General features: G+C 39.5%; 20 protein-coding genes, 1 pseudogene and 1 riboswitch. Of the genes and pseudogenes, 16 read left to right on the top strand and 5 right to left on the bottom strand.

Annotated elements, in window-relative coordinates:
- The first annotated feature begins 74 nt into the window (after positions 1-74).
- From V1501_RS10975 to V1501_RS10925, 11 genes are all read left to right on the top strand, one after another.
- A complete protein-coding gene (locus V1501_RS10975) occupies positions 75-923 on the top strand; it encodes a tyrosine-type recombinase/integrase (protein WP_409288064.1) in 849 nt (282 codons plus the stop codon).
- Between the two features lie 691 nt (positions 924-1,614).
- Positions 1,615-2,178 carry a GNAT family N-acetyltransferase gene (locus tag V1501_RS10970; protein ID WP_409288063.1) on the top strand — a complete coding sequence of 188 codons (564 nt, stop codon included), beginning with the start codon at positions 1,615-1,617 and terminating at the stop codon, positions 2,176-2,178.
- A 223-nt stretch (positions 2,179-2,401) separates the two neighbouring features.
- Positions 2,402-2,869, top strand: coding sequence for a DinB family protein (locus V1501_RS10965; RefSeq protein ID WP_409288062.1), 468 nt, complete (start codon positions 2,402-2,404; stop codon positions 2,867-2,869).
- A gap of 276 nt (positions 2,870-3,145) precedes the next feature.
- Positions 3,146-4,789 carry a catalase gene (locus V1501_RS10960; protein ID WP_409288061.1) on the top strand — a complete coding sequence of 548 codons (1,644 nt, stop codon included), beginning with the start codon at positions 3,146-3,148 and terminating at the stop codon, positions 4,787-4,789.
- Between the two features lie 276 nt (positions 4,790-5,065).
- Positions 5,066-6,139 (top strand): DUF2157 domain-containing protein, encoded by a 1,074-nt coding sequence (locus V1501_RS10955; RefSeq protein ID WP_409288060.1) that lies wholly within the window; start codon positions 5,066-5,068, stop codon positions 6,137-6,139.
- Positions 6,132-6,668, top strand: a complete 537-nt coding sequence (locus tag V1501_RS10950) for a GDYXXLXY domain-containing protein (RefSeq protein WP_409288059.1) — start codon at positions 6,132-6,134, stop codon at positions 6,666-6,668. Before V1501_RS10955 ends, V1501_RS10950 begins: the two co-directional genes overlap by 8 nt.
- Before the next feature lie 388 nt (positions 6,669-7,056).
- Positions 7,057-8,313 (top strand): ATP-binding protein, encoded by a 1,257-nt coding sequence (locus V1501_RS10945; RefSeq protein WP_409288058.1) that lies wholly within the window; start codon positions 7,057-7,059, stop codon positions 8,311-8,313.
- A 173-nt stretch (positions 8,314-8,486) separates the two neighbouring features.
- Complete coding sequence (gene spxA / locus V1501_RS10940; RefSeq protein ID WP_409288057.1) at positions 8,487-8,879, top strand: transcriptional regulator SpxA; 393 nt, start codon at positions 8,487-8,489, stop codon at positions 8,877-8,879.
- A gap of 72 nt (positions 8,880-8,951) precedes the next feature.
- The gene (locus tag V1501_RS10935; protein ID WP_409288056.1) at positions 8,952-9,365 is read left to right on the top strand and encodes an Rrf2 family transcriptional regulator; all 414 of its coding nucleotides are present in this window, start codon (positions 8,952-8,954) and stop codon (positions 9,363-9,365) included.
- 384 nt (positions 9,366-9,749) lie between these two features.
- Positions 9,750-9,929 (top strand): hypothetical protein, encoded by a 180-nt coding sequence (locus V1501_RS10930; RefSeq protein WP_409288055.1) that lies wholly within the window; start codon positions 9,750-9,752, stop codon positions 9,927-9,929.
- Positions 9,930-10,212: 283 nt separating this feature from the next.
- On the top strand, positions 10,213-11,577 hold the full coding sequence (locus tag V1501_RS10925; protein ID WP_409288054.1) for an alkaline phosphatase: 1,365 nt from the start codon (positions 10,213-10,215) through the stop codon (positions 11,575-11,577).
- A gap of 157 nt (positions 11,578-11,734) precedes the next feature.
- Here the strand turns inward: V1501_RS10925 and V1501_RS10920 are convergent, their stop codons facing one another.
- The gene (locus V1501_RS10920; protein ID WP_409288053.1) at positions 11,735-12,172 is read right to left on the bottom strand and encodes a GlcG/HbpS family heme-binding protein; all 438 of its coding nucleotides are present in this window, start codon (positions 12,170-12,172) and stop codon (positions 11,735-11,737) included.
- Positions 12,173-12,494: 322 nt separating this feature from the next.
- Here V1501_RS10920 and V1501_RS10915 point away from each other — a divergent pair, with 322 nt between their 5' ends.
- From V1501_RS10915 to V1501_RS10905, 3 genes are all read left to right on the top strand, one after another.
- A complete protein-coding gene (locus V1501_RS10915) occupies positions 12,495-13,202 on the top strand; it encodes a DUF421 domain-containing protein (RefSeq protein WP_409288052.1) in 708 nt (235 codons plus the stop codon).
- Positions 13,203-13,836: 634 nt separating this feature from the next.
- Complete coding sequence (locus V1501_RS10910) at positions 13,837-14,283, top strand: YaiI/YqxD family protein (RefSeq protein ID WP_409288051.1); 447 nt, start codon at positions 13,837-13,839, stop codon at positions 14,281-14,283.
- A gap of 35 nt (positions 14,284-14,318) precedes the next feature.
- Positions 14,319-14,510, top strand: a complete 192-nt coding sequence (locus V1501_RS10905; RefSeq protein ID WP_409288050.1) for a hypothetical protein — start codon at positions 14,319-14,321, stop codon at positions 14,508-14,510.
- Between the two features lie 599 nt (positions 14,511-15,109).
- Here V1501_RS10905 and V1501_RS10900 read toward each other — a convergent pair.
- The 3 genes and pseudogenes from V1501_RS10900 to V1501_RS10890 all read right to left on the bottom strand — a co-directional run.
- Positions 15,110-16,522 (bottom strand): LysM peptidoglycan-binding domain-containing protein, encoded by a 1,413-nt coding sequence (locus V1501_RS10900; protein ID WP_409288049.1) that lies wholly within the window; start codon positions 16,520-16,522, stop codon positions 15,110-15,112.
- Between the two features lie 822 nt (positions 16,523-17,344).
- Entirely contained in the window at positions 17,345-17,596 is a 252-nt protein-coding gene (locus tag V1501_RS10895; protein WP_409288048.1) for a GlsB/YeaQ/YmgE family stress response membrane protein, read from the bottom strand.
- Positions 17,597-18,284: 688 nt separating this feature from the next.
- Positions 18,285-18,665, bottom strand: a pseudogene (locus V1501_RS10890) (transposase); the annotation flags it as partial.
- Positions 18,666-18,790: 125 nt separating this feature from the next.
- Positions 18,791-18,891: riboswitch (purine riboswitch) on the top strand.
- A gap of 162 nt (positions 18,892-19,053) precedes the next feature.
- On the opposite strand from V1501_RS10890, the gene V1501_RS10885 reads away from it, so the two are divergent.
- The gene (locus V1501_RS10885) at positions 19,054-20,247 is read left to right on the top strand and encodes a nucleoside transporter C-terminal domain-containing protein (protein ID WP_409288047.1); all 1,194 of its coding nucleotides are present in this window, start codon (positions 19,054-19,056) and stop codon (positions 20,245-20,247) included.
- Positions 20,248-20,539: 292 nt separating this feature from the next.
- Here the strand turns inward: V1501_RS10885 and ade are convergent, their stop codons facing one another.
- A complete protein-coding gene (gene ade, locus V1501_RS10880) occupies positions 20,540-22,300 on the bottom strand; it encodes an adenine deaminase (protein ID WP_409288046.1) in 1,761 nt (586 codons plus the stop codon).
- 236 nt (positions 22,301-22,536) lie between these two features.
- On the opposite strand from ade, the gene V1501_RS10875 reads away from it, so the two are divergent.
- On the top strand, positions 22,537-24,303 hold the full coding sequence (locus V1501_RS10875; protein ID WP_409288045.1) for a bifunctional metallophosphatase/5'-nucleotidase: 1,767 nt from the start codon (positions 22,537-22,539) through the stop codon (positions 24,301-24,303).
- Positions 24,304-24,318 lie beyond the last annotated feature (15 nt).

Genomic DNA, 24,318 nt, shown 5'->3' with positions numbered 1-24,318 from the left:
TTAAAGGATATTAGTTACTAAATATCGAATTTAGTGATGGAGAAACGTGTGTTCATAAAGGAGGATTAAAAAAGGTGCCATATGGATTTATTAAGTATATAGAAGATAAAGGTTATAGCCCTGAAACAGTCAAAAGTTACGAGAAGGTTATTCGCCAATTCTTTAGCTTTATAGAATCCACTTATCCAAATAACAAAGAACCGTTTCAAATTACTTCCTCAGATATAAAAAAGTATCTTGCAAATCAAAGCAGCAGGGGAAAAAGTGTGTCCACGATCAATAAAGAGCTGGCCATCCTCAAAACGCTGTTCCATTATTTCTGGGAAAATGACAAAGTAGCCGTAGATCCTGCAGTTAAAATTAAACGATTGAAGTTAACGCAAACTCCTCAAGTTGAAATTACTTATGAGGAGATACTGGATATATTAGAGCGTGTGCTTATGAATGACAATTATCCTAAGGTCAGGAAGGCGCTCTTCATTCTTGCTTCCAAAGGACTGAAAACGTCGCAATTCCGCTTTAAAAAAGATGATGTTACCGATCATCCAGAAACAGACAGGATAGAGATTATGATCAAAAACCGCAGCTTAATACTGGAAGGTTCAGAAGCCTCTCATTTCCAGGAGTATTTCTATGAGACTGTATTCAATGGAAGCGAATATGTCTTCAGTACAAAGACTCATGGCATGGAATTCGGAGGTCCAATTCAGGTCATGTCTATCCTTTCCCATTTGAGGGCCATTTCGCGGGACTATCTGGCTGAAGGCAGAGAGCCTTTGACGCTTGTTGCCATTCGGAGGGCTCTGCTTCTATATCTCTATAAGAAAAAAACGCCCATCCAGGTCATTGCTCAAGAGCTTGGCATTGAAGAAATTTCAGCCTCTAATTATCTTAAGCAGATTCTTGGGACAAAAATGGCGTGAAAACCGTCAGTGGCTGCGGGACAAAGGTATACAAAGAAAAGGTCATTAACGGAGCCTTCAAAAAGCCCATTAACAGCTATGACGCAGAAATGAAAACCGAATTCGACTAGGTGCTAATGACAGAAATCCAACCAGACGAAGAATTTGCCTGCATTGACAGCGCGGGGATGCACCATGAATGAAAACACCAAACAAAAGCGTCCTAGAATTCAAGGGCCTGGCCTCTGAAGATTCAGTCAAAGAGGACCTAGAGTATATTAAAAAATTTTCAGCCATTTCAATGGAAAAAGACGGTCAATAAGGAGACGTTATTGTAAAGCTTAATTCGGACTACAAAAATGTGAACTTAGTCAAGTCCTTCTCTATGCCTGAAGATGTAAAAGCTGATGCGGTTTAATCGTGATACAAACTAAAAAATAAAAGATACGTAAAATTAAAGATAAGTGAATGGTCTTTCAATATTAAATAGTAATTTCACACACAATATAAAAAAGTACAACACATAAATATCAGTGATGTACTTTTTTAGTTTGGCAACAAAAAGGATCTTAAAATACCAGATATCAAGGCTACTATAAAAAATAGTAAAAAAGCTGCCTTGAAGAAATATAAGTACAAGGATTCCCTGCAGGATTATAGGCATTTTTATTGAATTACATGAACAGCAATTTAAACGGGGAGGTGAGAGTAAATGAATCCTATTTTAAAAGATGTTCCGATACAAATAGAAACAGAGAGACTAATTCTACGTGCACCACATCCAGCTGGTGATGGGAATGTAGTTCACCCAGCTATAAAGGAATCTATTAATGAGTTAAAGCAATGGCTCGCTATATTCCAGACCATTCCTACTGTTGAAGAAACAGAAATTCTCCTAAGAAACGCCTATATTGATTTTTTGAAAAGAGAAAGCTTTCGCTATCTTATCTTCCAAAAGGGGCCAAATCATTTTATTGGAACTGCCAGTCTTCACCGAATTAATTGGAAGATCCCTAAATGTGAAATTGGATACTGGATAGACTCGCAATTCAGCGGCAATGGATATATGACCGAAGCAGTAAGTGAGTTAACTAAATTTGGGTTTCAGGAGTTTAAATTTAAAAGGATTGAAATAAGATGCGAATCGAAAAACCTTAAAAGTCGTGCGATTCCAGAGAAGCTTGGATTTAATCTGGAAGGAATTTTAAGAAATGATGATTTATCGGCAGATGGAACCAAGTTAACTGACACTTGTATTTATTCATTAATAAAGTAGAAGATATCATCTTATAAAAATGAAGAGGTGACAAATAAGATCGCAGTACACTTTTATAGTGGTACAGGGAGGGTTATTCAGCTGCATTTATTTTCATATGAATGAAGGAATATTAATTGGGTGGGTTGAATAAATCATAGTGAGTTTGTTTTATTTTATTCTCAAAACTATGAAGGATTACACGATACAGAGAGGAGTTGTTATTTTTCGAGCTGCAGTCGGAATGTTTCTAGAACAACTGGATATGCATTGCATTGAGAATGAGTGGTTTGCATCCATTAATCAGGCGCTGGATGGAGTCAGCGCAGCTGAGGCAGTATGGACAAGTCCGGGCAGCAATTCAATCTGGCAGATTGTCAACCACTTGATATTTTGGAATGAAGATGTGTTACATCGAATTAAAGGTACAAAAAATCCATATAAGCCGGAAACCAATGAAGAAACCTTTGGGGAACCCCGGGATCCAGAAGACGAAAATGGATGGCACCAGACAGTACAATCATTTAATGAAGTCATGAATAACTTACGAACGGTCATTGCAGACCTGGACGATGAAAAGTTAAAGGCACCATATGCACCTGGCAGGTACTCCATTGAGCGTTTACTCAGCAACATCATGATGCACGATACCTATCATCTCGGCCAGATTGTTCAGTTAAGAAAGCTGCAATCTTCTTGGAATGGTCTGTGATTCAATTAGTTAGCGAGGTGAAAAATATCCCATTATATTAATACATAATTTCTTTATTTTATTATAAATATCGATGGGTACATCCTCTTTTGCATCTCCTGAAAAGCCGTTATGGAGCAGAAAGCAGTCTGATTAATCAGTCTGCTCTTTCTTCCTTGCCATAATACGGTTATAAACGGATGAATCTGCGGAATGGGTTACCAATATCCACATTTTTTGCGAGAAATGGGTTTATCTCCCACGGCAGTGGGTAAGTTATTTTTGGAGGTGTTTATTTTGGCAGATAAAAAAGAAAACAATTCTTCAAACCAGCAGGATCAGGAGCGTGAAACGCTCACAACCAGACAGGGCCATCCCGTAACGGATAACCAAAACATCCGCACCGTCGGCAATCGCGGCCCTGCAACACTTGAGAACTATCATTTCATCGAAAAAATTTCGCATTTTGACAGGGAAGAGGTTCCTGAGCGAGTGGTCCATGCCAGGGGCTCAGGCGCCTTCGGCTATTTCGAGACATATGGAAAAGTCGGCGAAGAGCCTGTTGAAAAGTATACTCGCGCTAAAGTATTCCAGGGTGAAGGTAAGAGGACGCCGCTGATGGTCCGTTTCTCTACAGTCGCAGGTTCGAAGGATTCACCTGAAACAGCCCGTGATCCTCGTGGATTTGCTGTGAAAATGTACACAGAGGATGGAAACTGGGACCTGGTCGGGAACAATCTTAAAATATTCTTCATCCGTGATGCCATGAAATTTCCTGACATGATTCATGCATTTAAGGCTGATCCAGCTTCAAATGTCCCGAATCCTCAAAGGATGTTTGATTTTGTCTCACGGACTCCGGAAGCAACACATATGATTACGTTCTTATTCTCCCCCTGGGGAATTCCAGCTACATACCGCCATATGCAGGGATCAGGGGTGAATACCTATAAATGGGTCAATGAAGAAGGCGAAGCGGTGCTGGTGAAGTACCACTGGGAGCCCAAGCAGGGAATCCGCAATTTGACACAGGAAGAAGCGGATGCCATCCAGGCTAAAAATGTAGGACATGCCACCCAGGATCTCTATGAATCAATCGAACGCGGCGAATATCCTGAATGGGAGCTGTATGTCCAAATCATGGAGGATGATTATCATCCTGAACTGGATTTTGATCCGCTGGATGATACAAAGCTGTGGCCGGAAGATAAATTTCCGTGGCTGCCAGTCGGAAAAATGGTGCTTGACCGGAATCCGGTAGATTTTCATGCTGAAATCGAGCAGGCTGCTTTCGGTACTGGTGTACTTGTAGACGGCATGGATTTCTCTGACGACAAAATGCTTCAGGGGCGGACGTTTTCTTATTCCGATACCCAGCGCTATCGTGTTGGAGCTAACTACCTGAAGGTTCCGGTAAACGCGCCTAAGGTACCTGTACGCACCAACCAGCAGCGCGGGCAGATGGATATCCGCGATCCGAAGGAATCCGGCGATAACCCTCATATCAATTATGAGCCATCCATGACCGGCGGTTTCAAGGAAGCTCCAAGGGAAGGTCGTCCGCAGCACAGGCCGATGTATAATGCAGCCGCCATGACCGAGCCAATTGACCGCCCGAACAATTATGGCCAGGCGGGGGAAACTTATCGCAGCTTTGAGGACTGGGAGCGGGATGAATTGATCAATAACCTTTCAGCAGCTCTCGCGGTTTGTGATAAGCGGATACAAGATGCCATGATTGAGCATTTTACACAGGCAGATGAAGAATATGGCCGCCGTGTACAAGAAGGCATCGAAATGAAAATGAAAGAACAGCAGAACATGGAGAACAAGATTCCTGGGCGTGAAGCCGGGAAAACCAAATTTGGCGAAGGAACTCCGGCTGCCAAAAAAGCAGTTGAAGAAGCCGTAGAGAAGAGCCATGAATCTGATCCATATTAATTAATGAATGAGCAGTCCCGCTGGTCTTAAAATAGTAGACCGGCGGGACTTTTTTGCCTTGATCATAAAGTATTAAAACCGGAACTAGGATCTTTATGAATAAATCAAACCCGCTTCTATCTGATACAAATCAGGTAACTCCACTGTAAAAGGAAAGTTTAATGGTTTTTCGCTGGAATTCTGCACCTTTTTAGAACATAGCCTTAAATAAGATCGCCGCATTTCAGCATAAGAATGGAATACTGCTCAGCGCACAAAACTAAAAGGAGGGGGAGTATGGCAGAACGGAAGATTACATCCAAGGAGTACGAATTTCTAAAAAAAGAATTGTCTTTCCTGAATAAATCAGGAGTCATATCCGATGAATCACTGCATCAGGCAGAAAAAATGTATGCCGCACAGGAAACATGGTCTTTTGCCAGGGCTCTGCTGTATTTTGGGTCTATTCTCATTGGAGCAGGTATTCTCAGTGTGGTTGCAGGCAACTGGGAGGATATTGCCAGGCCTTTTAAATTAGCAATTATAATCGTATTGTTTTTGGCAGCCAATATTGGGGCATATTCAGCCGAAACCCGTTATCCCAAAACCTCACGCAGCCTTTATTATCTAGGGGGACTGATTTTTGGATCCGGCATCTTCCTGGTAGGCCAGATGTTCCATTTCGGCGGTGAATTCCAAGCTGCCTTCCTTTGGTGGGGAATAGGAATCCTCCCGCTTGCATGGAAGCTTAGAGATAAGTGGGTCCTTGCTGCTTCATCGCTATTCATCTTGATTTTCTTAAGCAGTAACAGCATCTGGGATGGCAGCCTCACTGTCTTTCTGGCTGTTTTGCCGCTGGCCGCAGTCTATCTGTTAAATCATATCAACGGGTTTTCCAGAGTGGTTTCTTTCATGAATGGAGCCGGAATGATCTTATGGATTGCTGTCCTTGTGCATAACACTGTACCAGGAATAGAAAACAGAGAATATTTGTTTGCCATCCTCTTTCTTGTTATCGGCCTATTTCTGGTATGGAGACCTTTTAAAAAAGAGCGCGGCGTTTATCCAGTGCTCGGCCACCTTGTCCATGGTGCAGCCGCATTTTCTCTTACCTTCCAGGATACCTGGGGGACACAGGGAGTGAATTTTATCTTCACTCTGTTTTATGTACTATTAGTCTTATTTTTCATTCACCGGGGCAGTTTAATGAATATCCTCATTCTATGTGTATTGATACTCCGTTTCTATATAGATATCTCGTTTGACTTCCTGCCAAAATCCCTGGTATTTATCCTGGGGGGACTCATTCTCTTAGGATTCGGCTATTACTTTGAGAAACAGCGCAGGCAACGGGGCGGGCACCATGAATAGGCGGAAAATAAATTTTCTTGCAGCAATCCTTGTGCCGATACTTATCCTTTCCATCATGACGATCAAGCCTTTACTCACCATATATACAGGCAAAACCATTCTGCTGGAAACCAAGCCAGTCGATCCTGTGGATTTATTCCGCGGTGACTATGTCAGCTTGAGCTATAAAGCTGAAGAAATACCTGTATCACTTGTTAAAGATAATGTTTTAAAGCGTGTGAGAAAGAGTGATGGCGAATTTACTGTATATGTAGTATTAAAGGAAAAAAATGGCGTTCATGAACCTGTGTCTGTTACCCTTCATAAGCCGAAAAAATCGATTTATCTGAAAGGCCGGCTGAGTTATATTTCGGGTAGTGAAAACAGCAAAGAATCCGTATTCGTCCATTACAGTCTGGATCGATATTTCCTCCAGGAAAATACGGGCAGAGAACTGGAACAGGCCTCTCTTAAGGGAAACCTGATTGCCGAAGTGAAGGTTAGAAATGGATATGCCATCCTCAGGGACATAAGAATCGGTACCCGTTAGAGCGCTGACGGGTCTATTTTTGGATTTATTCATAGTTACAAGTACCTTTATGTGCCTTAAACCAGACATCCTCTTGCTTCTTAGAACCATTCATCAGTCTAACCCCATTACATTTTTCAACCTGGAACCTCATTCGTAAGCCAGTTTTCAGGTGTGACAGGTGACATTGCAATCAGAAAAAATTTGTTTATTGCGCTGAATGTAAGCATCCATGCAGATGAAGGAACTCCCTTTTATATCGGTTCAACTACGAACCTGCAGGAAGGCGTTATTTTTGTTAAGCCTTGTTTTAAAATCATCTTGTAAATTATTTAAGTAATAGTGTAACTTAAAAGATACAAAGAATTCGGCCGGTCAGGGGGCCCTTGACTGGCAGAAGGGTTATGAGATGAGTATAATCAAAGACTTTTTGCTACAGCTTACATGTTTAATCCTGCCCATATTCATATACTTTACGTTCATTACCGAAAGGGTAGAAAATGAAAAAAAGAGAAAAATGATCATGACCCTGATGTGGGGAATATCGATCATATTGTGCATGTCTTTCCCTGTGAACTATGGAGAAGGTGCACGTCTGGAATTAAGGATCATCCCGCTGTTATTTGGCATTCTATATGGCGGAATCAGCCATGGCGTATTCCTGGCTGCCCTGATCATATGCTGCCGCCTTTATTCGGGGATCAGTTTAGGTTTCTACAATACAGTCCTGGTGCTTCTGATTTCACTTCCTGTCATGTTTTATTATCAAAAGAAGTTTATAATGTCCCCCAAAAATGACAGGGTGAAAATTGCAGCCGGCTTATCACTCTTCTATTGTGCAGCCGGGTTTACACTATTTGGTTTATTAAGGAATTTCTCCTGGGTCACTATAGAGGTACAGGCTGTTCATCTAATATTCGTTGTAGCAGTGACTTGGTTTTTCACCTCATTATACGAAACAATAAGGGAAATCCATCAGCTTCGTTCCGAGCTTCAAAACTCAGAGAAATTACGTGTAATAAGCGAGCTGTCGAGTGTTTTTGCCCATGAAATTAGGAACCCTATGCAGGTGACCCGGGGCTTCCTGCAGCTTCTAGACGAACCTGATCTTCCAAAGGAGAAAAAAGAGTATATCCAGATTTCTATTAAAGAATTGGACCGTGCCAATGAGATCATTCACGAATTCCTGTCCTTTGGAAAGCCCTTGGCAGAAATAAATGAAAGAATAAACGCCGGCCGTCAGTTAAAACGGGTAGTTAACATCATTCAAAGTTATAGTCTGAACCATAATGTGGAAGTCCAGACTGATATCATCGATACATGCTGGATTTACGCCAATCCCCAAAAATTCAATCAATCTTTAATTAATATATTAAAAAATGCTGTTGAATCAATGCCGGAAGGCGGAATCATCTGGGTTTCCTGCAAATCTTCTGGTCAAGACCAAATCGAAATTCATATCAAGGACCAGGGAATCGGCATGACAAAAAAACAAATGGAAAGGCTTGGGTCTCCCTTTTATTCCTTGAAAGAAAAAGGGACAGGGCTGGGAATGATGGTCAGTTTCCAGATCATCCGCTCATTTAAAGGCAAAATAATGGTGAAAAGTGAATTAGGAAGAGGTTCGGAATTTATCATCATTCTTCCCAGTTACCAAAATAACTGAGAATCAAATACTTTAGGTAAAGCTGCCTTATATGGCAGCTTTAAATGTCAGTACAAGGATTCAGCGATAAAAAATACTATTGACTAAACTAACTGTAAATATTATTATTACATTAAACATACCAATTCATTTTTTAGTAATGGTAATGACTTAGGAAAGGGAGTGCCGATCATATGGTAAATCTATATCTGTCACCCAGCTGTGGTTCCTGCCGGAAAGCAAGAACTTGGCTTGAAAAGCATGAAATTGATTTTGTGGAAAGAAACATCCTCAATGAACCGCTGACAGTAGATGAAATCAAAAGCATCCTGCGCCTGACAGAGAGTGGTACAGAAGAAATTATTTCTACAAAATCCAGGGCATATCAGGAATTAAAAGTCGATATTGATTCACTTCCATTACAGGAATTATATAAGATTATTGCAGAAAACCCGCAAATGCTGCGCAGACCTATCATACATGATGAAAAAAGACTGCAGGTAGGCTACAACGAGGAGGAAATCAGAAGCTTCCTTCCACGCAGATTGAGGGTATTTTCCCAGCAGGAACTAAGAAAGAACGGCTGATCAGTAAACCTGAATCTTGACCAGGCATACTGTAACATTTAAGATTACAGTGTAAAAGGAAGGAGGCAGGCTATGAATAGTGATTTCACTCTTGCCATTCACAGTTTAACATACCTTGCACTTCAGCCTGATCGCATGTCGACCAGTGAAGCCATCTCAGAAAGTGCTGGAGTGCATCCGGTCCGGATCCGCAAAGTTCTTAGTTTATTGAAGAAACACGGCTTCATCGATTCCAGGCAGGGCACAGGCGGAGGATTCATCTTTAGCCGGGAATTAAGTGATGTCAGCCTTTGGGATATTTATAAAATAACTTCAGAAGGCGCCCTTCAGCCAAAATGCCCCGAATCTAATGAGGAATGTCTGGTCGGTGCCAATATACAACGAGTACTTTTTTCTATCTTCTTAGGTGCAGAAGAACATCTAGGGCACTATTTAATCAATTATACGATTGCCGATATTATCGATTCGATTCATTTGAAAAAGTGACAAACAGATAGGTATTTAGGTGAAACGGCTGCTGGGGCAGTCGTTTTTTTCTTGAGATTTATTAATACTGGAATTATATCTGGCTATGATGAAGGCATTTATTCTGACTGTTTAACAAGAAAACTGATTTCCCTAACGGGGATTGCATTTCATTATTCATTTTCGAATGTATAAAAAGGTTGTTATCAAACTAATGAGGTGAAAATTCATGGAGATAAACTATAGAATAGCTAACATTTATATTGATGACTCAAGCAGCATGCTTTACTTCGTGCCTGTTTTCGATGCTGATTATGGGATAGTTGAAATGGACAGTTACTTGCAATCTAATAAAGATGTTTCCACTGAGAAATTAGAAGAGATCACTTACAAAGCGTTAGAGTTATGTCATATGATATAGAACCGGATATGGAAAGTCCAAGAGTTATCCAAAAAGTTAAAAAGAAGAAAACTTATAAAAAGGCTACCGAATGTATAAGGTTGGTTGACGTTCAAGATGACAGGACGAAGGTTATAGTGTGGGTTATCATGAAAGGGGAAGAAGTGGAGGCTTTGGCCAAATAGACCGTATATACTTAGGTAAAAGTATACAAAAGGGAGAATTAGCAAATGCAATTACAAGAGCGATCGACCTTTCCAGATAAATAACCCCCAATCATGACCCGGGTTATTTTAATTGTTTTTACTTCTGTTAATCATCAGATGCGTGGTTCTAAAGATGTGTTTTACAATACCCGGTTTTTGACCTTTAAGAGGCGGGTAAAAATACGTAAGTGTATGTCTAGTGAATTTACTACATATTTTGAATATCCATATGAGCTGATATTTTATATGAGGAGGAGAAAACATGTTTAAAAAAACGGTGAAACGAGTTATTCCCTTTGCTGTTATTTCTACGCTTTTAATTGGAAGCGGTTACATCAGCCTGAAACCGGATGCTGAGGCTAAAATGCATAAGCAGCATAAAGCCAAGAATATAATTTTTATGATCGGTGATGGTATGGGAGAAGCCAATATAGCTGCACATCGCTATATGAAAGACAATCCTGACACTAAGGAACTGGACAGAACCACCTTCGACAAGTACAAAGCAGGAAGCCAAATGACGATTGCCGAAGATGAGGATCAGAATATCACAGATTCTGCTTCAGCAGCAACCGCCATGTCAAGCGGGGTGAAGACCTATAATGCTGCCATTGCGGTGGATAATGATAAGTCGGAGGTCAAAACAGTACTGGAAGCTGCCAAGGAAAAAGGGAAAGCAACCGGCCTTGTGGCCACATCTGAATTGACTCATGCCACACCGGCCGCTTTTGGGGCTCATGATGAAAACCGGAAAAACATGGATGCGATTGCTGATGATTACTTCGATCAAAAGGTAAATGGCAAGCATAAAGTGGATGTTATGCTGGGTGGAGGCATGTCTAATTTTATCCGCAAGGACCGCAACCTGGCAGCACAATTCAAGAAAGATGGATATAGTGTTGTGACCAATAAACAAGACTTGCTGCGAAATGATAACAGTAAAATCCTTGGAGTATTTTCACCCGGCGGGATGCCAAAAATGATAGACAGAACAGCTGATCTGCCATCATTAGAAGATATGACCAAAACCGCTATCAAAAAATTAAAAACCGATAGGGATGGATTTTTCCTCATGGTTGAAGGCAGCCAGATAGATTGGGCTAACCATGACAATGACATCGTCGCTTCAATGAGTGAAATGGAAGATTTCGAACGTGCATTTAAGGCAGTTATCGACTTTGCCAAGAAAGATGGAAATACCCTGGTGGTCGCGACTGCCGATCACGGAACTGGAGGTCTTACCGTTGGAAGCAGCGGAGTTTATAACTGGAATACGGAGCCAATAAAAGCAGCAAAAAGGACCCCTGACTTTATTTCAAATGAGATCCTGAACGGAGCCAATGTCGAGCAAACCCTTGCTAAATACATTGATTTGCCACTAACTCCCGAGGAAGTGAAATCCGTTAAAGATGCTGTGGCAACTAAAAAAGTGGATGATGCCATAGAAGCTATCTTTAATGCTAGGTCTTATACAGGCTGGACAACAAGCGGACACACAGGCGAAGATGTGCCATTATATGCATACGGACCGGAAAAGCAGCGTTTTGCCGGATTGATTGATAATACGGACAATGCAAAAATTATCTTTGATTTACTTAAAAGCAACCATAAGATCAAGGATAAGTAAAAGATAACCAAAAAACAGAAGCCAATTGGTTTCTGTTTTTTGGTGCTATAGAAACATATCCTTAGTTAACTGGCTTAGCAATGACTTCATTTAGATATTTATCTACCGTTTTTTGTGCGGATACCTATTATAAAGAGTGATTTCCGCAGACGAACCACTATTCCCTGGGTCCATGGGAATAACCGTGCCCATACAAGCTGTTAAACACTTGAACAGCAGCCGCTGCAACCTCCATATCATTTTCAACAGTACTGCCGCTGGCTCCAACAGCACCCACAATATGGCCATTCCATACTAGCGGGATTCCGCCACCAAAAATGACAATACGGTCATCAGTGGTGTTTATCCCATACAATTCACCATTTGGACGAGCCATTCCCGCTAAATTGGAAGTGGGCATTTTCAAGGCAACTGAAGTCCAGGCCTTTTTTTGAGCAAGCGAAATACTGGAGATCCAGGCATCATTCATGCGGTGGCAGGCAATTAAATTCCCGCCTTCATCAACAATGGCAATCACTTCTGAAATTCCGAGCTCCCTTGCTCTCCTTTCTGCGCCTTTTAATAACTTTTTTGCCAATCCTAACGTTAAAATCATTGAAACATCTCCTTTATGACAGGAATTTACGTATGGAGCAGAGTTGAAATTGTTGTTTGTAATATATGCTCATAAATAAAATGGGTAACCCCTTCCGGCTGTAATAAGGGAAGTCCTCTTTGCCATGATTTCAATTTTTTCTATCTAAAAATTCTAAAAAGTTTTTATTTCTAATGTTTTTCTGTAAATGTAGCCTTAGAGTAATATGTATTGATTAAAGGGCGAAACGTTTATCGACGGCTTTTTTATTAAATATTTCCGTGGACTAGACATGAAGGATTCCTCAAATACTAAACATTATTCTGGTTCAGGGGAGATATAAGTGGAAACATTTTACCGTCCAATCTTGGTTTTCGTGGTAGGATATTTATTTTTAAGGATTACTGGAAAAAAAGCAGTAAGTGAAATGCATTCTTTTGATTTATTGTATACGTATGTTCTTACCAATATCATCAGCATGCCTGTTGAGGTTAGTAATGTGGGAAAGGCTTTTACTTACGCGGGTATAATAGTCATTTTGTATAAAACTTTTATACATTTATCAACCCATAATAAATTAAGGTGGATTTTATATGAGAGTCCTACGGTATTAATTCAAAACGGTGATATTTATAAAACGGGGTTGAAAAAGGTTCGTATGCCCATGAATCAATTATTGTCACAATTAAGAGTTAAGGGATACACTGATATTCAAAGTATTGCTCTGGCTGTGATGGAGGAAACAGGCAGTATTAGTGTTATCCCCAAGTCGGAATATCGGCCAATTCAACCCAATGATTTAAAATTACCTGTAAAGAAGGAATATGTGCCTATTCCGCTAATTATGGACGGTCAAATTATTTACCATAATTTAAAGTATCTGCAATTAGACCAAAGTTGGTTAATGAAAGAAGTTGACAAAACAGGTAACGAAGTTCAGAACATCATATTAGCAACTTTTTTAGAAGATGGGAGCTTATTTATAGATAATAATGATATCGAAGACCATAAAAACGATCCATATTACTACAAGCCTGGGCGAAATAATTAAATTTTATAAACAGGGTGTTATAAATTTGATTGATTAAGGGTGCGTTCTCATAAAGGGGGAAGGCATCTATTTTAATCAGCTGCTTTGAGCAGGTAAGAATGAGTATTCTGTTTCTTAATTCCACTTGAAAAAAGCATGCAAAAATAGCCTCAGCAAAAACCAGTTTTTAAACAGAGGCTGGGCCTCATAAAGAGTAAAAAATAAGTGAATCTGGACCAGCAACCAGAAATAGAATTAACCTCCCATGAGTGCTACCCATCAATGGGGCGACAGACTAACGGATGGGTTCTAAGGAAGGGACCATAGCATTCTCTGTATTGAATCGCTGCTGTGCGATTCATGGTTGGCTAACGGGCAGTACTTAAACAAAGGGTGCGTTAGTTTAATAACACTCGGCTGTTTATGCAGTCTTTTTTATTATAGGGTTAAATTTATCGAAGAAGGCCTAAGGTATCTTTTGTTGGCAATTGAACGACCATTTCCCAACACAATTCTATAAAGTATAATAGGAGGATAGAAAAATACCAAAAGGAAGAACTCTTTATTATTTTTAAACAAAAGTCACCAGTCCCTTTTATAGTTGAAAAAGATCAAGTTAAATAGTAAGTCGAACTTCTTAACAGGAGGGGAAAGCATGAAAATTTATGTGGATGCAGATGCTTGTCCAGTGAAAGATATTATTATTTCTGAAGCAAGCGATTTTGAAATCCAGGTTATCCTTGTTACAAGCTTTTCTCATTTTTCTAATGCAGAACAGCCATCAGGAGTGAAAACCATTTATGTTGATTCTGGAACAGATGCTGCAGATTATCGGATTTTGAAGTTAGTGGAAAAAGGAGATATTATCGTTACGCAAGATTATGGTCTTGCGTCACTAGGTTTAGCAAAAGGAATTATCGTCCTCCACCATAAAGGATTTAGATATACAAATGAAAATATTGACCAATTATTACAAACACGTTATTTAAGTGCAATGGCTAGAAAAGGCGGACAGCGAACAAAGGGACCAAAGCCTTTTACAGCAGAAGACCGGGAGCAATTTAGGGATCTTTTTAAACAGGTTATTTCTGTTAAAAATTAGGCTAAACTCAGAGATTTAAAAAGGAGATAAATATTTTGAAGTATTTAAAATCGCAAATGCAACAACTAATTAAGGAAAATAAAGAACTGCATGCACGCTTTAAAGAACTAAAGGTTGAGCATGGTCTTGAAAAAAACAATGCCCTCAAGGCCTTGTACCATTCAGAAGTTGCGGATGGAGGAAAGTATCAGGCAGCTTACCAAGCACTTGATCAGCCCAAAAAGTAGAGTTTTTATATCTTATTTACAGTGGATTAAGTTAGTGACTGGGTAGTACAAGATTTAGCGGACATACAAAGGGAAAACCGGAAAACCCCAGGATCAAATTGTTGTTCTCAATAACAATTTGATCCTGGGGTTTTTTTTGGAAGGTAGGAACGAAGTATTCAGTAACATTAGTGACTTATGGAGTGAGATATTATAGTGCATAACGACACAATTGTTTATAAGTATTAAGTAAAGGTCACAAAAGTTTATAAATTGTCTGCAATAAAGAATTTCAAGTTCTGCAATGTAAATTGTTTATAATGGTCAATATCCATCTGCTTCTTCTGCCAGTAGAACAGGGTGACGAGATGAACACCGATTAGCTCTTATGACCTCCGTAAAGATTACAGAATACCCCTCAATCATCAATGTATAAAATCCAGCCATTTATGGGGAAGGTGAGTTCCCTTTAACGGGGTTTTCGTTACATGGTTAATGTTTTTATGCAGTACTACAGCGGTACCGCATCCATCAAATGTATGATTTAGGACAAAGAACTGGCTATATGCATCACCTGTTAAATGACGGTACACTTAAAACTAAAAGGAACCTACTCATTTCTAATGTAATTTACGAATAGTAAAATTGTCTTCAAGCAGGAGCCAATTCTGTGGGTATGGATAACCAAGAGTCCAATAGCTGATTCCTCTCAGTCCATAATATTTTACAGTATCAAATTTTGCTTGGGCACTCCGGGCATCCTCAAACCAAACTTCATGCCCGCGGCCCTGGGCATCAGTGTACCGGAAAAATGGAGATTGAGCTGCTTGATCATACTGGATGGCCGCCCCATACTGAATGGCACGTCGAACAGCTTCCTGCGGACTGAATGTTTCAGCTTCCTGCCCCTGAACGTGGGGAAGAAGCCAATCGCGGGCATAAATTTGAAATCCGAAAAAGATTTTGTTCCTTGGAATGACAGAAACAGCATAATCCAATACCCTTCTGATTTGATTTAGAGGTGAAATTGCCTGAGGAGGTCCCAGTCTGTATCCCCATTCATATGTCATTAATACCACAAAATCAACAATCCGCCCGTGAGCAGGGTAATCATGTGCTTCAGATAACAAGCCCTTTTGCTCACCGCTCGTTTTTGGAGCAAGGGCAGTGGAGACGTAAAACCCAGCTGGGTGCAAACGGTCAACAGTACGCTGTAAAAATGAATTATATAGCTCTCGGTCTGCGGGATAAACGGTTTCAAAATCCACATTTAATCCCTCATACCCCTTTTGTTTCATAACACTTAAAATATTGGTTAATAATCGATCCTGGAGATCCGTACTGGAAAGAATAGTACGAGCTAACTGAGATCCAGTAGTTTTGGAGGTAAAGTTTGTAATAGACATCATTGGAGACACCCTTTCAGTAACGGACGCCTGAATTATCGGAACGTCGGTAATGGAATTCAGAGTGCCGTCTTCGTTGAATGAATAAGAGAAGGGGGCTGAGTAGGTTAGGTATCTTCCGACTTCTCGAATATCACTTGCTCCTTTTTCCCCGGTATTGATGGTATAAGCGTTCACATCTATTACTGTCTTTCTGAAGGGTATACTTAGAACCGCACCAGTGATAATTACATTAGGATTTTGTATTTGATTGAACCGGATAATTTCTTGAACGGTAGTATTATAACGCTGTGCAATTTGCCATAAGCTTTCTCCGGATTGGACAACATGAGTTCTGGCAGGAATAATAAAAACCATCCCAGGAGTTATCTGGGATGGATTGGTGATCTTATTAGCTTGCTCTATTGCCTGAATGGTCGTCCCATACCGTTGAGCTATCATCCACAATGTCTCCCCAGAACGGACTGTATGTGTCCGGTTAGCCGTAGGAATGACTAGGGCAAGACCCACTACAAGGCTATTTGGGTCCTGCAACTGGTTTGCGGAAACAATTTGGTTAATTGTAACGCGATAACGCTGTGAGATCGCCCAAAGGTTATCTCCCCTCTGCACCACATGAATTTGCATTCCATCCCCTCATTCACTCAATTTCTTATCAATATATTCTAGAGTAGAGATTTATATATCCCTTCATATGTTAAACTTCATATGTTAAAATCCTGCCCTGGGACAGGCTTCTTCGGAGGTAATTCAACAACGAGTCCAAAGAAAAATTTTTATCCATTGGTTTTAAAAAAGATGCTGGAAATCTCAGCATCGATGCGATAAATGCATGTAACAATTAAATAACTTTCTTTCCCTCCAAATAAGAGCCCAATACAAAATAACAAAAGTGGAAGCTGGTTAACATTTAAGGTGGAGGATGGAGATTAGACCTATTCACTATTTTAAAATGTTTGACGAAAAGGGCTAGCATGCCAACGAACACATAATTGCATTTTCTCCTCAAAGGGTAATGCACTTTTTCTATTTAATTTCTTTTCTTTTCCACCAAGCCGATTTTTTAATTATTGAATGGGGCAGCATTCCTGTAATTAGACTGAGTTTGTAAAGAAATGTACTTAAATTAACGGGTGCGTTAGTTTAAGAATAAAGTAAGTGTTTGGAAAAATAATAACCAGCACCTAAGTTAGGTGCTGGTCGGTAGAATGTGTAACCAGAGATGCCATCTGTAGCTACTCATCCTTGTAGGCAATTTATTAGTTAATATCCTATATTCTAACAAAATAAACCACTTTTTTATTATTAATTTGAGAACGCAAAATTGCATAAAATGACCTACGGTGATTACTGCCCTCTATCTGTATACCGGTTATTTATTGAAAAGCTATTTTTACCTTTTTTGAAGGGTCATTACCTTCTATTAATTAAGTTAAGATGATAGAGTTATTAATGTCTGTGATTTCGTCTTCTTACAGAGTTCATAATAAAACTAACAATAAGGGCTCCGATCAATGCTGGAATAATCGCAAATCCTGCAATATGAGGACCCCAATCACCAAAAATCAATCCTCCTAACCAGGCACCAATAAACCCGGCGATGATATTTCCAATTACGCCTCCTGGAACGTCACGGCCTAGAATCATTCCAGCTAACCAACCAATAATGCCACTTATAATTAATGACCATAAAATTCCCATTATATCAGTCTCCTTCACTTATTTTCAGCATCACCGCATATTTATAGTTAACTCTCAAGAGTCGATTTCCCAAAGAGACAGGCATTGATCAGGCAGAAATATAGACGTAATATAGGGAAATCTGTTTGGCGTAAATCTTAGCGGGGTTACATCTTTAAGGAGAATAATACTTAAACAAACGAACGGGTACGTTAGTTTAAGTCCTCCACAAAGTGCCTAAGCGTATTTCTAGATTTTCTTTGTTATTCATAATCATTTATTGCATAGTTTTTGTAATGAGAAGAACACAGAACTTGCTCTGTGTTCTTATTAAACGGTTTAGAAATTGGACCGGTAATAATATGTTATTCCGTTTGAATCGTATGTTTCTAAGGCGTAAGCCTATATATAATGAATCTTTAACAAAAGGGTGCTTTAGTTAAAGTTGGGCTGCAGCAGCAGCTCCTTTTCTTATTGTGCTAAAGGGGCAGTTTACTTGAAGAAGGATTGTTGATTCTATCTGCCGAATCGATTAATTTAAATGATAAATACAGAGGTGTTTAGTGGATATTTTGTATAATGAAATAAAACAGAGAGTAAATACTCTCTGTTTTTCTTTTATTAAGGTAATTGTGGGACTTAAAGGTTTGATTTTTTAGTTCATCATTTAAAAAAGGAGAGCGTCTTACCAGCCATTTGTTTTTTAGGATTAGATTGCTTCCGAAATGGTGACGGTGAATCCCAGGTTTTCAAGTCTCCGGACTGAATGCCTAACAATAGAAGCTTCTCTCTGTTTGTCAAAGTAATCTTCGCCTAGGTCAACGTACATTTCTTTTCTCGTAAGCAGGGAATATGCGCTTCGTAACATCGCATGGGCGACCACAATAGCTGCACGCTTCTTACCTTTTCGGCAGGCTGCCCGTCTGTACAGTGCACCCAGGTAATTCTTTGAACCCCTGACTGATTGAGCTGCTTCAGTTAATCCGGATCGAAGATACTTATTTCCTTTTTTGGCTCTCGCAGATTTCCTTTTTCCAGCACTTTCATTGTGGCCTGGAACAAGGGCAGCCCATGAACATAAGTTTGCGGCACTAGGGAACTGCGGTTGTTACCTCTAATTCTGATTACGTTAAATCTTTTAATTATTCATAGTTATAAAAAGAATGCAACTTTAAATTCATGCATTGTAGAAACCTATGGCATGTTATAAAATGAGCATGTTATAAATATTATCCTTGTATAATATCAGTTGAATGGTCTGATAGTTTCTACCCGGCAGCCATAATTGCCGGACTACAGGGAAGTATGAATAAAAAAGAGATAAACATGCAGACTATTTCCTTTGATAGAGGTTATTAATGATACCTATATCACAATTAATTGGTTTCCGCAGCTCTCTTTTCATGCTTCATTCTGTGGTTGAACTTGAAGATGGAGTGCTGACTTATGCAGGGAATCCTATATGAGGAGTTGTTGGCATGCTTTTTTTACTAAATATTCTTGGGATTTTTGTTGTTTTTGGCCTTGTTTTCCTTTGTTCTCCAAATAAAAGACAGATAAAGTGGCGACCTATCTTAAGTTTAATCATAGTGGAACTCCTTATTACCTGGTTTATGCTTGGAACCACAATAGGAACATGGGTCATAAATAAAATAGCATCCTTTTTTACTTTTTTAATATCGTGTGCAAACCAGGGGATTTCTTTTGCTTTCCCATCTGTAATGGCGAATCCTTCAGTTGATTTCTTTTTCAGTGCCTTAATGCCAATTATTTTTATCATCACTTTCTTTGATATTCTTAGTTATTTTGGAATTTTAACGTGGATTATTGATAAAGTAGGCTGGGTAATTTCCAAAGTGTCGGGGCTGCCTAAATTGGAAAGTTTCTTTTCACTTCAAATGATGTTCCTTGGAAATACAGAAGCTTTAGCAGTTATTCGTCAGCAATTATCTGTTTTAAAGGAAAACCGTCTTCTTACATTTGGGATCATGAGTATGAGCAGTATTAGTGGGTCAATCATCGGAGCTTATCTAAGCATGGTTCCAGGGGAATATGTATTTGCTGCTATACCTTTAAACTGTTTAAATGCTTTACTGCTGGCTAGTGTATTAAACCCTATAGAGGTGAGCAAAGAGGAAGATATCGTATATGTTCCTTCTAAAGAGGAAAGAAAAGACTTCTTTTCTACCATATCAAATAGTATGCTTGTAGGTATTCGAATGGTTATCGTCATTTTAGCAATGGTTGTTGGTTATGTTGCATTGACAGCAGCTGCAAATGGCATCCTAGGATTTTTTATTCATGGGCTGACTGTCCAAAAGATTTTCTCGATTATTTTTAGTCCTTTTGCTTATCTGCTTGGATTGTCTGGTCATGATGCTATGTATGTTGCTCAACTTATGGGAATCAAGCTTTCTACAAACGAATTTGTTGCGATGATGGATCTAAAGAAGCATGTTCATTCATTGCCACCACATACTGTTGCCGTAGCAACAACGTTTTTGACTTCTTTTGCTAACTTCAGCACTGTAGGAATGATATATGGTGCTATAAGTTCCATAATGGGTGACGAGAAGTCCCGTATCATCGGAAAAAATGTATGGAAGCTTTTAGTGAGCGGCATTGCTGTGTCACTCCTCAGCGCAATGTTCGTTGGATTGTTTATTTGGTAAAATGATTGAGTCCTTAAAACATAATCTATAAAAGAAATGCCTAAATCTTATGAGAACAGCCCATCCAAGAGGAGAGGGCTGTTTATTTAATTAGTCTTATAAGTTTAGCAAGGTGTAGTAAAGCTCTGTCTTAGCTGGTGAGGATGAATTTCTTTGTTTATTCCTTCTCAAATAGAAATGGCATGATGACATATCTCATTGCTCATCTGATACGGGAACCGTTCTGAAACAAAGAAGATTTGATCCTTATCTTGAACTTAACAAATTTTAATTATTGATACTGAAAAAGACTTTAAGCTTGTACTGATATATGCTTAAACTTTTCAACATCAAATAATCCCACATCTGTTAATTTTAATGCAGGAATGACTGGTAATGCCAAGAAAGAAAGGGTTAGAAAAGGATTGAATTTCTTCGAAGCCTCTATGTAATCTAATCCTTTTTTTAATTCCATTAATTCACTGTATACCTTTTCTGCTGGTTCATCAGATAGTAAACCTGCAATAGGTAAGGCTAGGGAAGCGATTAATTTTTCATTTTCAACAATTACTAAACCTCCACCAATCTGTTTGACCGTTTCTATTGCAAATAGTATATCCTTGTCATTCGTTCCAGCTGTAATTATATTATGCGAATCATGAGCTATAGTAGTTGCAAGTGCCCCTTTTTGAATGCCTAACCCTTTTACTATTCCCAATCCTATATGACCAGTCTGGTGATGTCTTTCTATAACAGCGAGCTTAAGTTGGTCTCGCTCGATGGAAGGCTGAAAGCACTTATTTAGAACTTCCACTTCTTCGACTTGGTGTTTCGTTACTAAACTATTTGGGATGATTTCAATAACATGAGCTGAGTTACTTTCTCTCAACTGGATTTGAAGCTTCTCTGACGTAATATCTCCTATGTTAATACTACTTAACAACGGCTTACTCGGATTTACTTTACAACTATCTTGATTCAGGTATTCTCCGTTTTGTGCTACTAATTTCCCGCCTGAATATACTTCCTCTATTTTAACCTGTTTTAAATCAGTCATAATTAGAAAATCTGCATCATACCCCGGAGCAATTGCCCCCTTGTGCTTTAAACCATAACATTCTGCAGCACTAAATGAAGCCATTTGAATGGCGCTAATTGGATCCACTCCATGTTGAATAGCTAATTTTACATTATGGTCTATACTTCCTTCATATAGTAAGTCATCGATATGTTTATCATCTGTTCCAAATAAACAACGCCTTGCATTTTTATCCGTCACCACATCAATCAATTGTGGCAGGTCTTTAGCTACCGATCCTTGTCTGATAATAAGGTACATTCCTCGTTGCAAGCGGTCCTTTGCTTCACTAATGGATATAGCTTCATGATCTGTCTTAATACCTGCTGTCGTATATGTGTTAATCGCATCTTGATCTAAGCCAGCAGCGTGACCATCTATTTTAACACCTCTTGCTTTAGCGTCGAATAGTTTATTTAACATACTTTCCTCAGCATGACTGACAGAAGGGAAGTCCATAACCTCCCCCAGCCCTAAAACTCTTGGATGATTATAAAACGGAGCTAAATCTTCGGCTTCCAATATTGCTCCGGCATGCTCAAAGGGTGTAGCTGGCACACATGAAGGTACCATTATAAAAACATTTAGCGGTAGGTCTTCAGTGCTATCTAGCATATAATCAATTCCTTCGGTCCCTGCTACATTAGCGATTTCATGAGGATCAGCGATGATGGTTGTAACTCCATGTGGTAATACTACCTTTGCAAATTCTTTTGGAGTAACCATAGAAGATTCAATATGTACATGACTATCAATAAACGAAGGAGAAATATACTTACCATTTGCATCTATGACTCGTTCCCCCTCATATTCTCCAAGACCTACAATCACACCGTCCTCTATAGCAACGTCTACTTCGATTAGTTCCTGATTAAATACATCTATAATTTTACCGTTCTTAATCACTAACTCTGCTTTTTTTCTTTTGGATGCAGCTTCAATTCTATTCTTTAGAAGTTCCTTTGAGTCATTTTGGGTATATTGTTTTTTTCTCATTAAAATCCCCTTACTTTTTAAAGTTTTATCAAATAGGCTATATTTAGGTATTCCCTTTTAAATCATAGGTATATAACATTTAAATTTATATAGTTGGGAATAAAAAAATAAAAAGAATTAATTCAGTCTGTAGAAAGTGGTGTTTAAACTTAAAAAATTTAAATAACCTGTATATTCACTTGGCATAAAACAAAAAATACCAACTAATTCGAATTAGAAGAAGTTGGAGGAATAGTATGAAATGGATGATTAATGTGCTGATTTGTTTAATGTTCCTATCGCTTCAAGGTTGTTCCGGAAATCAAAATGCAGCAGACCGTGACAATAAAGCAAGGATCTCAGATGTAAATGACAATGGAGATAGTACAGACCAAACTGGCAAATACGGGGATCATCAAGCCATGCGAGTGCAAGGGGCATCCGAGGAGTATCATGGACATATTTCAAATCGTCCAGAAGTAAACCGGACAAAAACACAAGTGGAAAATCCGCCGCCCGCAGCTAATAACCGTCTTGTTCAGGTACAACTTTTGGGCATCAATGATTTACACGGTCAGCTAAATGTAACCAGAACAGTCGCAGGGAAGCCAGCTGGGCGAGTGGATTATATGGCCGCGTATTTAAGACAGAGGCAAGCACTGAACAAAAATACTCTTCTCGTGCAGGCTGGAGACATGGTTGGTGCGAGCCCGCCAATTTCTTCCCTATTTCAGGATGAACCTACAATAAATATATTAAATAGATTAAGGTTCGATATTGGTACAGTTGGAAATCATGAGTTTGATGAAGGAGTGAAGGAACTGCTTCGTCTCATCAATAGTGGCACTCATGAGAAAACCGGGAATTTTGCTGGTGCGAATTTTCCCTGCGTCGTAGCTAACGTCATTGATGAAAAAACCGGAAAAACCATTCTTCCTCCGTATAAGATTTTGAAGGTGGGTGGCATGAACATTGGATTCATTGGCGTCGTTTATTCTGAAACACCAACGATCGTTACCCCGAGCGGCGTGGCAGGATTAAGATTCACGGACGAAATACAAGCGGTAAATCGCTACGTGGCCGAGTTGAAAAAACAAGGAGTAAAATCCATCGTCGTATTGGCACATAACCCAGGGGTTTCAGGCACTAATGGGGAAAACGCAGCTGGAGAACTCGTGGATATTGCAACTGGTATAGATGATGAAGTGGATGTAATATTTGGCGGACATAACCATGCCTATATGAACGCAACGATCGATAATAAACTGGTAGTGCAATCCTATTCATACGGTACCGCTTTTTCAGATGTCGATCTTCAGATTGATCCAAAAACGAAGGACATTGTGTCGAAGAAAGCCTCAATCGTAACCACTTTCCATGAAGGTATTGAACCTGACCCGGAAATAAAGAAAATGATCGATAACTATGAGCAGAAAGTTGAGCCCATCGTCAACCGTAAGGTTGGTTCTACATCCGTTAATTTAACAGCCCTACAAAATGCAAATGGGGAATCCGTGCTTGGAGATTTAATTGCAGATTCGCAACGGAATGCCACAAAAACAGATATTGCATTTATGAATCCAGGAGGAATTAGATCTGACATCAACCAAGGTGACATTACCTGGGGTGAAGATTATACCGTACAGCCATTTAATAATGAACTTGTTAAAATGGAAATGACCGGGCAGCAAATCAGGGATTTGCTCAATCAGCAATGGGGGAAAAACACGACCATGCTCCAGATATCCGGTCTCGTTTATACGTGGGATGGCAATATGCCAGCTGGACAAAAGGTGGTAAATATCCAATTGAGAGATGGAACGTCAATTGACCCGAATAAAACATATACAGTTACGGCCAATGCCTTCCTGGCCGGTGGCGGGGATTCATTCACTGTATTCACACAAGCAAAAAACAAAGTAGTCGGTCCGCTGGATGTCGATGCAATGGTTGATTATATCCAATCCTTGTCAAGTCCGTTCTCCTACAAAACTGATGACAGAATTCAGAGAGTTCAATATTAAACTCAATTGTGGCTT

The organism is Paraperibacillus esterisolvens, from assembly GCF_046237625.1.
Classification (GTDB): Bacteria; Bacillota; Bacilli; order Bacillales; family DSM-1321; genus Paraperibacillus; species Paraperibacillus esterisolvens.
Note: the sequence above shows the minus strand (reverse complement) of the source record. Positions and strands in the feature narration are given on the sequence as shown.